Below are 11,894 nucleotides of genomic sequence, written 5' to 3' on the forward strand. Positions count from 1 at the left end.
CGTCTGCCGTCGACCGTCCACCGGTGGTCTCGTCGGGTTTGTGGCTGCGGTTCGTCGTGACGGTCACGGCGGTGACGAGTAGCGTCAGCGATCTGGTGGCGATCTGGTTCCAGACGTTGCCCAAGCCGATCGACAAGGCGTTGCCCGGCACCGTGTGCTGGAACCTCTTCCACGGTCGCTTTCCCGACCCCCGGTCGCCGACCTGGCTCGATGAGTACTTCCGGGCCATGCGGGAGCGTCCGGAGTGCTTCCGCCCGGGGAACCCGCTGCCTGTGCCGGTGGAGCTGTTCGCCGTCCTGGTGCTGCTCGGCGTCTGCCTGACCGCCTATGTCGTCAGCCCGTACGTGAGGATGCGGCTGCGGCGTCTGGTCCGGGCCGAACCCCTGCCCGGCATCGGCTCGGAGCTGGAGAGCCTGCGCCGCCGGGCGGGCGTCCGTGTGCGGTTCCTCGTCGATCCGGTGCACCCCCGGGCGGGCGGCATGGCGTTCGGCCACGCCGGCCGGCGGTACGTCGTGCTCGAGCGCGGGCTCGTGCGGCTCTTCCACACCGACCGCGCCGCCTTCCGGGCCATCGTTCTGCACGAGCTGGCCCATGTGCGGAACAAGGACGTGGACGTCGCCCACATGACAGTGATCATGTGGCGGGTCTACCTCGCCATGTTCGTCATCCCGGCCCTGCTGCTCGTCTCCAACGACCTCAAGCCGAGGAATGGCTACGGCCCGTGGATCCAGCTCGGCAGCCTGGCGGTGCTGATCTTCCTCAACCATCATGCCATCGTGCGCGAACGGGAACTGCTGGCCGACGCACGCTGTGCGCAGTGGGGAGCCGCAGAGGATCTGGCGCGGGTTCTCGCCGAGCGGGACAAGCCGGCCGAGCGGGACAGGCCCGTCCACACCGTGACCGGATGGCGGCTCCGCCGCTTCGTCGCCTTGCACCCGTCGGCGGCCTACCGTGCCCGGGTGCTTGCCGAGCCGGCGGTGTTGCTGCGGCAGAAGCCGCTGACGGAGCTCGGTAGCGGGCTGGTCGTGGGGCTCTCCCTCACCCCGATGACATCGATGACGACCAATCTGCTCAAGACCGCGCATCTCGTACCGACCAGCCTCCACCTGCCGGCCCTGGCGGTTCCCGCCCTGGCCATCGTCACCGTTCCCCTGGGATTCACGCTGGCCTACACGCTGTGGCGCAAGCTGTCCGCCACCTGGGGACCCCCTGCCCTGCGCCGGACCCTCGCGGCCGGCTGGTCCTGCGGCGCGGGACTGGCCGCGGGCGAACTCATCGTCCCCCAGGAGGCATCCCAGGAATGGCTCGGCCGGCTGCCTTCCGGCCTGCGCTTCGGCTACGCCGGTGTGCTCGTCCTGGGCGTCGGGCTGCTGACACTCTGGCTCCTGTTGTGCGCCTTCGCCTGGCCGCCCGGCAGGACCGGGCCGTACGTCGGCGCGGCCGCCGCCGCCGTGCTGCTGACGGCGTGGCTGCCGCTCACCGCCGCCCGCCGCGTCCTGTACTGGTCCCTGGCCGAGCACCCGTCAACGACGGGCCCGACCGAGGCATTGCGGCAGTACATGACGGCGGTGTGGCCGAGAGGCGGTGTGGCCATCGCCCTCGGGGCCCTCATCGCCGGGGTCCCGCTGACTGGCGCGGTACTACGGGCTGGACGGGGACGGGCAGCATCAGGCACATCGAACCGAGAACGGAGTCGGTGAAGTAACCCCGGTAGAGGCGGGCCCTGCCGGCGAGATCCGCCACGGTCCGCGGCCATTGCTCGTCCTTCACGCCCACCACGACCATATTGTTCCGCCCGAACCAGCAGCTCCCGCTCCTCTTGCCTGTCGTACGGCCGCCGGGTACGGACGACGGCGTCGGCCATATCGAGATCTGGACCACCGACCAGCCCCAGATGTCGACCGGAGGATGCTCGGCGTTGCCACCCGGCGTGTTGCACTCGTGCGGGCTGGGGCAGTAGGCGAAGTGGACGGCGCTCAGCGTCACATGCACGTAATCCCCTTCATCCGCCCGTACTCGCTGATACCCAAAACGCGCCATATAGCGCTCGAGAGCCGCAGGCGAGGTCTCGGCCTTGTCACGCCGCTCAGCCCTGTCACGTACCTCCGAGCCAATGACCCCGGCGGAAACCGCCGTCACCAGGGCCAACGCGGCTATCCACCACAAGTGACGTCGCACAGACCAACGGTAGCCCTTGTGCTCGCGGACCGACCTCGTCCGTGTAGGGGGCCGTCACGGGGGTGCTCGCTCCCGCGCAGATCGCCCCCGCGGCAATCGGCGTGGGGGGCGTCGACAGGGGAATCAGCCGTAGCCGTCGGCGAGTGCATCATCCCGGGCCGGGCGAGAGATGCCGCCCGTGGTGCCGGTCCGGGTGCGCATCCGGCATGCCTGTTTGGGGGAGTCAGGAGTTGTATGGACTGAGTCATCCGTCCGGAAGTGCTTTCGTTCCTCCCCCCGTACGGAGGCAGCCTTCCCCGTTCAGTCTCCGGGGCCCGACCGTGGTGGATAGCGTCGGCTGCTCTGAACAACGGTACGGGGAGCGTGTATGTCCGGCATTGAACTCGCAGTCGGTTTCCTGGGCGCCTGGGCGGTCCAGCAGGTCAGGCGTGTGGCCGAGCAGGCCGATACGGAGGTCGACCGAGCGCTGGACGACCTGCATGAGATTGTCAGCGCGCGGTTGGGCGATGAGCCCGCGCTGCGGGAATTGACGGCCAGGGCCCAAGAAACCGGGAGCGAAGCCGCTGTCCTCAGCGGCCCCGTCCGCCAGCAGATCGAACACGCTCTGCGGGAGGCAGCCGAGCGGAACCCGAGCTTCGACGCGGCCCTGGAACGGGCCATCGAGCGTGCACAGGCTGCGCGGGAACGTGCCGACGACCCGGCGGCTACGACGGCACACGGCTCGGGAAGCATCGCTCTCCGCGGCGACGTGAACGTCAACGTCCGCAACGGCACAGGGGTCGGGATCGTCGGAGTCATGAGGCCGGCAAACCCTCCCCGGCCGGGCGCGCACCAGGGCTGAGCGCACTCTGTGACCCGCCAGCCCCTGAGGGATGCCCAGCCGGCAGAAACCCTGCGCACCGACGACGCCGTGTACGTCGTCACCGGCACGCACGGCAGCACGGTGGTCGGGCGTGTCGGCACCTTCATCCAGAAGATCGTCCGGGAGCGCCGCACGCGCGTCCTGCTCGTTGTCCTGCCTGTCGTCCTGACCGGTGGCGCCTTCCTGACCAGCACGCTCACACCACACCAGTCCACCCCGGAAAGACGACCGCAGGCACCAGCCACACCATCCGCCGAGGCGTCTTCTTCTGCGTCTCCCGCAGTACCTTCCTCCGCGCCCTCAGCGGCAGTCGTGGCCCCCCTGTCTTCCGCGCTCCCCTCGGCGACGCGTACGCCGGACCCGCGCTCGCACGATGCCGGTAGACCGCCACCGGCCCCGGAGAAGAATCCTGGGCCCACGGCGCGGACCGGCCCGCGAAATACGCAGGCTCCCCCGGCCGGGACGCTCTCTCCAGGCTCCCGATCTCATCTGGAGAACATCGCCAACCACCAGTGCGTGTCCGGCGACGAATTCTTCCCCTCCTACGGCCCCTGCAACGCCGCCTACAGCGACACCTGGACCCTTCGCCCCGCCGAGGGCAACACCTTCGCCCTGGTCAACCGCGCCAGCGGCAACTGCCTGGCGGCACCGGCCAACAACGACTACCAAGCCGGCCTCAAGCCCTGCGGCTCGGGCAATGACCACTGGCGCGTCGGGAACAGGACCACAGCAGGCGAGACCCTGGAGAACAGCGATACCGGTCACTGCCTGGCGATCGCCCCCCAGCCGGTCAGCGGCGCCGACCAAGTGCTGGTGACCACCTGCAACAGCGACGACCCCCGCCAACTATGGAAAGGCGGTGGAGCCGCTTAAAAGCCGGCACGGCGCCGCACATCGGCCGGAACCTCTCCTGATCCCGTGCCGGTCAGCCGGAGGCGGCGGACAGGATCACCTCCGCGAACGTGTCGGCCGCGTCCGGCCGCCTGTGGGGCCGGGCCCCGCTGCGCCATCGGTGAAGAGCGGGCGAGCAGGTGCGACAGTGGCCTCGAACTCCTCCGGATGGCGGGCATTGCGCGCCTGCTCGCTTCCCGCCGGAGTAGCGAGCTGGATGAAAGCGGCTGGCTTGCCGAGAGCGGTGAGCTCGGCCGGCGTCCCGGCGTCGGGGAGCTCCGGATCCAAAGCGCCTGGTGAGGATGGCGGAGAGCCCATGTGTAATCCAGAATGATCGGATGGTCACGCTGGAGACTCCCCGTTTGATCCTGCGTCGCTGGCCCGAGGAGGACATCGCGCCCATGGCTTGGGGATGCGTCCGGTCCGTGAGAACGTCAATCCCAACTACCGTCGGCGAGTACGGGTGTTCGAGTTGCGGTCGGACCAGTACGTCACCACCACTCGTTGATGCCGGCAACGGGGACGGCAGCTTCGTAGCGGACCGCGAGTCTCTTGTGCCCGGTGGCCACGGCTCGATGTCGTGATGGGCGCGGACTGCCGTGGATTCCACGCCCCCGGCGAACGGATTCGGAGGTCAGACCTTCCAGCAGCGCGGTGAAGACGCGGGCGTCCCACCATAGTCACACAGGTCCTAGCGCAGGATCGCCGTGACCACCCCGCCGCCGACCGCCTTGCCCGCCTCCCGGATGGAGAACCGCAGGCCCTTCTCCATGGCGATCTGTTCGGCCAGCCGAACCGTCAGGAAGGCCGGGCCGCCCCGGGACGCGTCGATGTCCTGGCCGGCCTGCCGGAGGACCGTGATCCGCCCGGTGATGTCCGTCGTGCGGAAGTAGAACTGGGCTTCGCGTCGCGCGAAGGTCACCTCGCGACCGCCGTCGTCCTCGGGGAGGATGTACACCTCTGCTTCGAAGCGCTGTGCGCCGTTGCCGTGCCGGGGGCGGCGAGGACTTGGCCGCGTTCGATGTTCCGGCGCGTGAGACCGCGCAGCTCGAGGCCGATGTTCTCCCCGGCCTCAGCCCGCTCGGTGCGCTCGCCGCGGTACCGTTCGATGGCGGTGACGGTGGCGGTGCCCGAGGTGCTCAGGCCGACGTACTCCACCTCGTCGCCCACCCGGAGGGCGCCGCGTTCGATCCGGCCGGTGAGGACCGTGCGCGGGCGGGGCGTGGTGAGGGTGAAGACGTCCTCGACCGGCATGAGGAAGGGCATGTCGCGCTCGCGGGGTGGAGCCGGGAAGCGGGCGCCGTGACGGCCAGCAGCTCCTCGACGGCCGAGGTCTGGTGTGCCGAGCCGAAGACGATCGGCACGTCGTCGGCCGGGTACGCGTGCCGCCGCAGCAGCTCGCGGATCTCCAGTGCCAGGACCTGCTGGAGCTCGCGGTCCGGCAGCAGGTCGGTCTTGTTCACGAACACGGCCACGTGCTCCACGCCGACCGCCCTGACGAGCCGCAGCAGCTCCCCGGTGGCGGGGGTCGGCCCGTCGGTCGCCGACATCACGAGCACCACGGCGTGGTGTTGACCCCGGGTCAGCTTCATGGCGCCGCTCGTGCGGGGCGGCCAGTCGAGTGTCGTGAAGTGCCGCGTCCTGGGGACGTGGCCCGTGGCCCGGGCGACCGCGTCGATCAACGTGGTCGTGCCGCTGCCCGGTATACCGACGTACCCCACCTGCTGGCCTGATCTGATCATTGACTCGTCCATCGGCCCATTGTCGACGGCCGGTCGTTCGACGAGCCAATCGAAATAATCACGGATGGCGGGAAACCTGGCTAGTGGGCGGCGAACTCGCCGATGAGTGGCGCGTGGGGACGGGTGACAGGTGGTGGCCGCGGTGGTCGGCGGCGATGGCGCTAGGACGGCATGCGGCGCTCACCAGGCCACCGCGCGGCCGGCACGTCGTACGGACGCTCGAATATTCGCTCGGGCATCGTCTGCCTGGCCGCCTGAAGGTCACGGCCGGTTCTGCAGATGACGGCAACCCATCACATGACCTCGCTGGGCACGCTCGAAACCGGTACCGTGGGAGCGCGATGTCCACCCGGTCGACAACCGGGGGCCGGGCCAGCCAGGCACGGCCGATGGACGTAGCGGAGCCCACCACCGCGGGCACGGTGGCGGGACTCCTGGAAGGAACCACACAGCTGGTGGTCCCTCGCTAGTATGTTTGGCGAGGGGCTACAGCCTGTGCCTCACCTCCAGCCACCACCGGAACACCGCGACGATGACGGCGCCCACGAGGGGAGCTGTCCAGCGGTAGATCTGGTAGAGCCGGGCCCGCAGGCGAGACCGGTCCTTCTTCTTGCGATGGCGCACGTGCTGCGCCTTTCTCCCGGGGTGGGCAATCGCCCGCCGGTCGTCCCTCTCGACGGAGGGCTGACCATGGGCGCGGCCACCCGGAGGCTCCCGGGGTGGCCGCGCCCCAAACAGCCCCCCGTACGGGTGGCTGACCGTTGCGGGCGCCCCGGAAAGACCGGCACGTCACGTCGTCATCACGCGGCAGCTTAGCCGTATTGCGCCCAGCGCAGTAACGGAATGCGGGAACTCCAAATCTCTAATTTCGCAAGCTCGTTGGGCCGAGCATGGCGCCCTCCCCCCTCACCGAGACCGACACGCAGCAACTGGTACCCCCCGGCGGTTGTGCACGGTCGGCCGCCGCCGTGTCGCCCATGTCAGCCTGAGGCTTCTCGACCACGCCGCGCCCGATCTCGAGAGCTGCCGGCAGTGGCCCGACCCCGGCCGTTCGCTCCGGGGCCGGAACCCGTGATCGGCGTCGTCTTTATGTGAGCTGACGGGCCGAGACGGTCACGATGGACAACTGGACGGGGCAGAGAATCGATGACGCACACCCCGCCGCGCGGCGTCGGCTTGCTGAACGAGTCCGAGCTCGCAGCGGAGAGCGTGTCACCATCCGCAAGGCCGCATTCCGACGCTGGATGCCCATGGCAAGGCCAGTGTTCAGACTCAACCACTACGTCGCCATGCGAGGTGGTCAACGTGCTCTGACGGCCTTGGCACAGTGACCGGCCGCCGACGTCCCGCACACCGCCCAGGCACTCGAACCCGTCGGCTCGTGACCGGCACGAGTCGGGCGGACGTCCTACTGGCCGCCGGGGGAGAGGAGCTCTTCCCCGGCGGCTCCGCGGCAGCCCGGCCCGTGCCAGTGGGCAGCCTGCACGGCATCCTCGGCCTCGGTCACAGAACCGAGCAACTGGTGAGCGCGGCCGGCCCCGGCAAGCCCAAGGTGACCAATCGGAGGCACTGTCCAGCAGGTGTACGCGCCTACCCAGCCACCTCCGACTGACCCATACGGAACGGCATGCACCCAGTCGGATCCCAGGCAGCAGGCCCAGCCGGTTGGACGGGGACTAGCGTACGGGGCTCGGGCCCGGCACCCGAAAGGTCGCGGAGGTCCGGAGGTCCTGGGCATCACCGAAGCCGGTACCAAAGGGGCGCGGCAGTGAGAGCCCGGGGTGCGATCCGGAGCTGCTTCGGGTGGCTGGCCGATCGATGGCCGATCTGCTGCGCGCGGCGATCAAGCGAGCCACGAGGGCTGCTGACCTCCGACGGACCCAAAGCGCCTGAACGCGGCTCCGGTGACGGCGCCGGCAGCGGACCACCGACTTGCCGAGCGACGCCCGCGGTTACGCCGCTGCGCGTACGGTGAGGACCAGACCCGCTGGGAGGATTCCATGAGCGCTCAGCCCGGGCACGCGGCCGTCCCGCCGCCTGCCCCCGCTTCCACCGCGGCCGCGCAGCTGCTCGCGCGGATCCGCACCGACCGCTGCGCCGCGCGCTGGGCGTCGGCCGTGAGCCTCTTCCCCGCCGCGGGCAGGGACGACCCCGAGGGCATCGCCCTTGACGATGTGTTCGGAGACCGTCCGTGAGTGACGCGGCCTGGCAGGTGCGCCTGTCGCCCAAAGCTCTGGACGTCCTGGACGCTCTTCCTGACCACGCCCGCGAGATACTCCGGGGCGTGCTGACCATCGCTTCCCGCGACCCGTGGTCCTTCCCGGCCTTCGACCGTGGCGACCCCGAAGGCGAAGACATACGCGCCGCCTCGATCGGACAGCTCAGCGCCGTCTACTTCATCAACCGCGCGGCCGCGCGTCTCTACGTCATCGACATCGTCTGGCTCGGCTGATTGCCCACCAGCGACGCCCTGATCCCGGCGTGGCACTGCCTGAGCAGCGCCCACGACCTACCCCGCGTCCGCGGCCGGAGGGCCCCGGAACCGGTCGCCCCCGGAAACCACACGGCCACCAGCAGGCCGAATGCGACGGAGATCAGCCGACAGTCGAATCAGGCGAGCCCATCAGCGCCGAGGGTCTGATACTCTGTGGCCCAAGTAGCCCTGAATTCCACGGCGTCGACAGGCATGGCCAAGACATATGTCCGGCGGATGACGGTCGCCTCCGCCGTGCGGCGGAGGCGACCGCGCCCCAGGAACGATGTGGTGCCGGTGGGCCCGCCCATAGCGTCGAGCCATGGAAAACAACCAGTCCCGGAAGCCCACGCGCCGCCGCGCTGCCGGCCTGATCGGCCTTGCCCTGCTGGCTCCCGCCGTGGCGGCCGGCACCGCGCGGGCGGCGACCACCCCGAGGCTTCGGGTGAGAGGCCGCGCGCCTCTCACCCCGGCTCTGCCGGCGCCCACCGGCCCGTACCGCGTCGGTACGACGTCGATGCATCTGGTCGACAGGTCGCGCCGCGACCCCTGGGTGCCCTCGGGGCGTTCGCGGGAGCTGATGGTCAGCCTCTGGTACCCGGCCCGGCCGGAGCAGGGGAGGGGCGTGGCAGCTCAGTTGCCCGCCGGGACGGCGGCGCGGTTCGGGGCGCTGGCGGAGAAGGAGTTCTCCATCGGGGCGGGCGCCGTCGACTGGGCGGCCACCCGTACGCACAGCGCCGTCGGCGCGCCGGCGTTGCGGCGGCGCGGTGGTCTGCCCGTGGTGTTGTACTCGCCGGGCAAGGACGTGCCGCGCGGCTTCGGCACGGTCCTGGCGGAGGACCTCGCGAGCCGGGGCTACGTCGTGGTGGCCGTGGACCACACCTACGAGTCGCTCGCGGTGGAGTTCCCCGGCGGCCGGCTGGAGGAGAAGCAGCCGGCGACGGAGACGCGGGGACTGCGCGCGCTGGTGGACGTCCGCGTGGCCGACATGCGGTTCGTACTCGACTGCCTGGAGGCGCTGAACGCGGGCGGCTCCCCGGATGCGTCCCGGCGTCCGCTGCCGCCGGGGCTGGCCCGTAACCTGGACCTGTCCGCGATCGGCATGTTCGGCCACTCGCTCGGCGGGGCCACCACCGCGCAGGTGATGCACGACGACCCCCGGGTCGTCGCCGGAGCGAACCTCGACGGGGGAATGGGCTCGGGCCCCGATTCCGTGGGCACTGTCGTCGATGACGGCCTCGACCGCCCGTTCCTGCTGGTGAGCAGTGTTCTGGGGAACAGCCGTCACCCCGTCCACGCCACGTTCTGGCAACACCTGCGCGGCTGGCACCGCAACATCCAGATGCTCTCGGCGGCCCACTACTCCTACACGGACCTGCAAGCCCAGCTCCCCCGGATCGCGGAGGCGGGCGCGATGCCGACGGGCAGACTCGTCGACGCCGTCGGCACGGTGGCCCCCACCCGCAGCCTGCACGTCCAACGCACCTACCTCAGCGCTTTCCTCGACGCGCACCTGCTGCACCGGCCGGATCACGGCCTCTTCGACGGCCCCTCGCCGGCCTTCCCGGAGGTGCGGTTCATCGACTAGATCCAGCGACTGCGCCGGGCATCGACGCCCGACGCCCGACGCCCGGCGCCCGGCGTCGGCCAGGCCTCCGTCAGCCGGCCCGGTGCTGAAAGGCGCGACGATACGTGGTGGGAGTGACACCGAGGGTGTCACGGAAGCGCGCACGCATGTTGGCGCCGCTGCCGAGGCCGCAGCGGGTGGCGATCTGTTCCACCTGGAGGTCGGTGGCCTCCAGGAGTTCTCGCGCACGGGCGATGCGGGCGGTCAAGAGCCATTGGTGGGGGCTGACGCCGGTTTCCTGGCGCCACAGGCGGGTCAGGGTGCGTGGAGAGACACCGGCGTGCCTGGCGAGCCGGGGGATGGTGAGGTCTTCGCCGAGGCTGTGCAGGGCCCACTCGCGGGTGTCGCGGAGGGTGGTGGCCCGGGAGGTGGGGAGACTCCTCGCGATGTACTGGGCCTGCCCACCGTCACGGTGCGGGGCGGCGACGATTTCCCTGGCGATGTCGTTCGCGACGGCCGCGCCGAGGTCCTTGCGGACGATGTGCAGACATAGATCGATGCCCGCCGTCACGCCCGCGGAGGTCAGGATGGTGTCGTCGTCCATGTAGAGCACGTTCCGGTCGACGCGCACTCTGGGGTAGAGCTCCTCGAGGTCGTCCGCGCTGGCCCAATGGGTGGTGACCGTGCGGTCGTCGAGCAGTCCGGCCGCCGCGACGGCGAAGGCGCCGGTGCAGATGGAGGCGATACGGATCCCCGCACGGCCGGCGAGCTTGAGAGCGGCCCGCACCCGTGGCAGCGGGGGACGCCTGAAGTCCTCGAAGCCCGGGACGATGATCGTGTCGGCCTCCGCCAGCGCGTCGAGTCCCGCGGCCAGCCCGAGGGTGAAACCGGCGCTGGTGGTCACGGCCTCCTCGGTATCCCCGCACACGGTGAGCTCATAGGGGATGTCCGGCCTGCCCTTGAAGATCTGAGTGGGGATCCCCAGATCGATGGGCAGCACGCCGTCGAGAGCCAGAACGGCGACCCGGTGTTTGTCCATGGCCGCAATGTTACGGACGGCGCGTGTCGCGCAGGGAGGCCGGTCACGTCCCTGAGCGTCGGGTTCACGGGAATCCTCGACGGATTCCCTGTTTCATCCCGCGGCTTGTGTCGGCGGAAGAACGACGACCCACCTCACTTTCATGGCCCAAAAAATGCGAACAGTGGCAGATGAGCCGTGGCTCGGAGACGGCGTACCGGGAAGGATCGATACCGAGCTCGGGACAACCGGCTCCACACCGGTGGAGCGGTTCGAAGCTGCCGGTCACGAACAAAGAACAAGGAACAAGGAACTGACCATGACTCCGCAGAATGTGAGGGGCCGCTTCTTCGACGTACAGGGCGGCCAGGTGTACGCCCATGTACGCGAAAGCGACGGCCCGTCACTGATCTTCCTGCACTACTGGGGAGGCTCACGGCGCACCTGGACCCCGGTGCTGGAGCGTCTGGCCCCCGGCCAGGGTTTCGTGGCCTACGACCAGCGCGGATGGGGCGAGTCCACGAGCCTGCCGGGGCCCTACGGCCTGGAGCAGCTCGTGGACGACGCGCAACGGGTCGTCGAGGCGCTCGGACACCCCCGCCATGTGCTCGTCGGGCACTCGATGGGGGGCAAGGTGGCCCAGATGCTGGCTGCGGCCAAGCCCGAGGGGCTGGCCGGAGTAGTTCTCGTGGCGCCCGCGCCGCCCGCGCCGGTCGGGATGACCGAGCAGGTGCGGGAAGGGGTTTCCCACGCCTACGACAATGAGGAGACGGTTCTCCGTAGCATCGACCTGATGCTGACCCACGGCGGGCTGGCCCCCGAGTTGCGCCGACAAGTGGTCGAGGACAGTCTGCGCGGCGTTGACCGGGCCCGACTCGCCTGGCCGTGTCAGGGCATCGTCCAGGACGTGTCGGCCGGCGTAGGAGCCATCGAGGTGCCGGTGCTGGTTCTCGCGGGCAGTCACGACAAGGTTGACCCGCCCACCGTGCTCGCCGACCACCTGCTGCCGCTGATCCCGACCGCCTCGCTGACCGTCCTGAAGGACACCGGCCACCTCTCGCCGCTCGAGGTACCGGACCAGGTGGCTGCACACATCGGCGCGTTCGTCGCCCGGCTGTGAGCCGGACGCCGCATGCATGTGTACCGCAACCGACCTGGGTGAA

Annotated in this window: 12 protein-coding genes; 7 read left to right on the plus strand and 5 right to left on the minus strand. The window is 70.0% G+C overall.

Features of this window, described 5'->3' with window-relative positions:
- The first annotated feature begins 71 nt into the window (after nt 1-71).
- The 3 genes from AC07BS_RS02415 (at nt 72) to AC07BS_RS02425 (ending at nt 3,913) form a co-directional block, all read left to right on the plus strand.
- Nucleotides 72-1,700, plus strand: a complete 1,629-nt coding sequence (locus tag AC07BS_RS02415; protein ID WP_478929571.1) for a M48 family metallopeptidase — start codon at nt 72-74, stop codon at nt 1,698-1,700.
- An 845-nt stretch (nt 1,701-2,545) separates the two neighbouring features.
- Nucleotides 2,546-3,019, plus strand: coding sequence for a hypothetical protein (locus AC07BS_RS02420; protein ID WP_478638363.1), 474 nt, complete (start codon nt 2,546-2,548; stop codon nt 3,017-3,019).
- A 537-nt stretch (nt 3,020-3,556) separates the two neighbouring features.
- Nucleotides 3,557-3,913, plus strand: a complete 357-nt coding sequence (locus AC07BS_RS02425; RefSeq protein WP_478929572.1) for an RICIN domain-containing protein — start codon at nt 3,557-3,559, stop codon at nt 3,911-3,913.
- Between the two features lie 709 nt (nt 3,914-4,622).
- Here AC07BS_RS02425 and AC07BS_RS02430 read toward each other — a convergent pair.
- The 4 genes from AC07BS_RS02430 to AC07BS_RS02445 all read right to left on the minus strand — a co-directional run bounded on the left by AC07BS_RS02430 (nt 4,623) and on the right by AC07BS_RS02445 (nt 6,297).
- Entirely contained in the window at nt 4,623-4,853 is a 231-nt protein-coding gene (locus AC07BS_RS02430; RefSeq protein ID WP_478930052.1) for an EF-Tu C-terminal domain-related protein, read from the minus strand.
- Nucleotides 4,850-5,185, minus strand: a complete 336-nt coding sequence (locus AC07BS_RS02435; RefSeq protein WP_478929574.1) for an EF-Tu/IF-2/RF-3 family GTPase — start codon at nt 5,183-5,185, stop codon at nt 4,850-4,852. The genes AC07BS_RS02430 and AC07BS_RS02435 overlap by 4 nt, the downstream gene beginning before the upstream one ends.
- Nucleotides 5,071-5,685, minus strand: a complete 615-nt coding sequence (locus AC07BS_RS02440) for a GTP-binding protein (RefSeq protein ID WP_478929575.1) — start codon at nt 5,683-5,685, stop codon at nt 5,071-5,073. The genes AC07BS_RS02435 and AC07BS_RS02440 overlap by 115 nt, the downstream gene beginning before the upstream one ends.
- Nucleotides 5,686-6,159: 474 nt before the next feature.
- Nucleotides 6,160-6,297: a hypothetical protein gene (locus tag AC07BS_RS02445; protein ID WP_478929577.1), complete on the minus strand. Its 138-nt coding sequence runs from the start codon at nt 6,295-6,297 to the stop codon at nt 6,160-6,162.
- Nucleotides 6,298-7,673: 1,376 nt separating this feature from the next.
- Here AC07BS_RS02445 and AC07BS_RS02450 point away from each other — a divergent pair.
- The 3 genes from AC07BS_RS02450 (at nt 7,674) to AC07BS_RS02460 (ending at nt 9,734) form a co-directional block, all read left to right on the plus strand.
- Nucleotides 7,674-7,868: a hypothetical protein gene (locus AC07BS_RS02450; RefSeq protein WP_478638352.1), complete on the plus strand. Its 195-nt coding sequence runs from the start codon at nt 7,674-7,676 to the stop codon at nt 7,866-7,868.
- The gene (locus AC07BS_RS02455) at nt 7,865-8,125 is read left to right on the plus strand and encodes a type II toxin-antitoxin system RelE family toxin (protein WP_478929579.1); all 261 of its coding nucleotides are present in this window, start codon (nt 7,865-7,867) and stop codon (nt 8,123-8,125) included. The genes AC07BS_RS02450 and AC07BS_RS02455 overlap by 4 nt, the downstream gene beginning before the upstream one ends.
- A 343-nt stretch (nt 8,126-8,468) precedes the next feature.
- Entirely contained in the window at nt 8,469-9,734 is a 1,266-nt protein-coding gene (locus AC07BS_RS02460) for an alpha/beta hydrolase family protein (RefSeq protein WP_478929581.1), read from the plus strand.
- 70 nt (nt 9,735-9,804) lie between these two features.
- On the opposite strand, the gene AC07BS_RS02465 is transcribed toward AC07BS_RS02460, so the two are convergent.
- Nucleotides 9,805-10,752 (minus strand): GlxA family transcriptional regulator, encoded by a 948-nt coding sequence (locus tag AC07BS_RS02465; RefSeq protein ID WP_478929583.1) that lies wholly within the window; start codon nt 10,750-10,752, stop codon nt 9,805-9,807.
- Between the two features lie 163 nt (nt 10,753-10,915).
- Here AC07BS_RS02465 and AC07BS_RS02470 point away from each other — a divergent pair, with 163 nt between their 5' ends.
- Nucleotides 10,916-11,851, plus strand: a complete 936-nt coding sequence (locus AC07BS_RS02470; protein ID WP_478929585.1) for an alpha/beta fold hydrolase — start codon at nt 10,916-10,918, stop codon at nt 11,849-11,851.
- Nucleotides 11,852-11,894 lie beyond the last annotated feature (43 nt).

It is taken from the genome of Streptomyces sp. NPDC044063 (assembly GCF_056434285.1).

Excerpts from the sequence above, each read along its gene's own strand:
- AC07BS_RS02420 (WP_478638363.1), top strand. The coding sequence starts at position 2,546 with ATGTCCGGCATTGAACTCGCAGTCGGTTTCCTGGGCGCCTGGGCGGTC.
- AC07BS_RS02440 (WP_478929575.1), bottom strand. The coding sequence starts at position 5,685 with ATGGACGAGTCAATGATCAGATCAGGCCAGCAGGTGGGGTACGTCGGT.
- AC07BS_RS02465 (WP_478929583.1), bottom strand. The coding sequence starts at position 10,752 with ATGGACAAACACCGGGTCGCCGTTCTGGCTCTCGACGGCGTGCTGCCC.
- AC07BS_RS02460 (WP_478929581.1), top strand. The coding sequence starts at position 8,469 with ATGGAAAACAACCAGTCCCGGAAGCCCACGCGCCGCCGCGCTGCCGGC.
- AC07BS_RS02450 (WP_478638352.1), top strand. The coding sequence starts at position 7,674 with ATGAGCGCTCAGCCCGGGCACGCGGCCGTCCCGCCGCCTGCCCCCGCT.
- AC07BS_RS02435 (WP_478929574.1), bottom strand. The coding sequence starts at position 5,185 with ATGCCGGTCGAGGACGTCTTCACCCTCACCACGCCCCGCCCGCGCACG.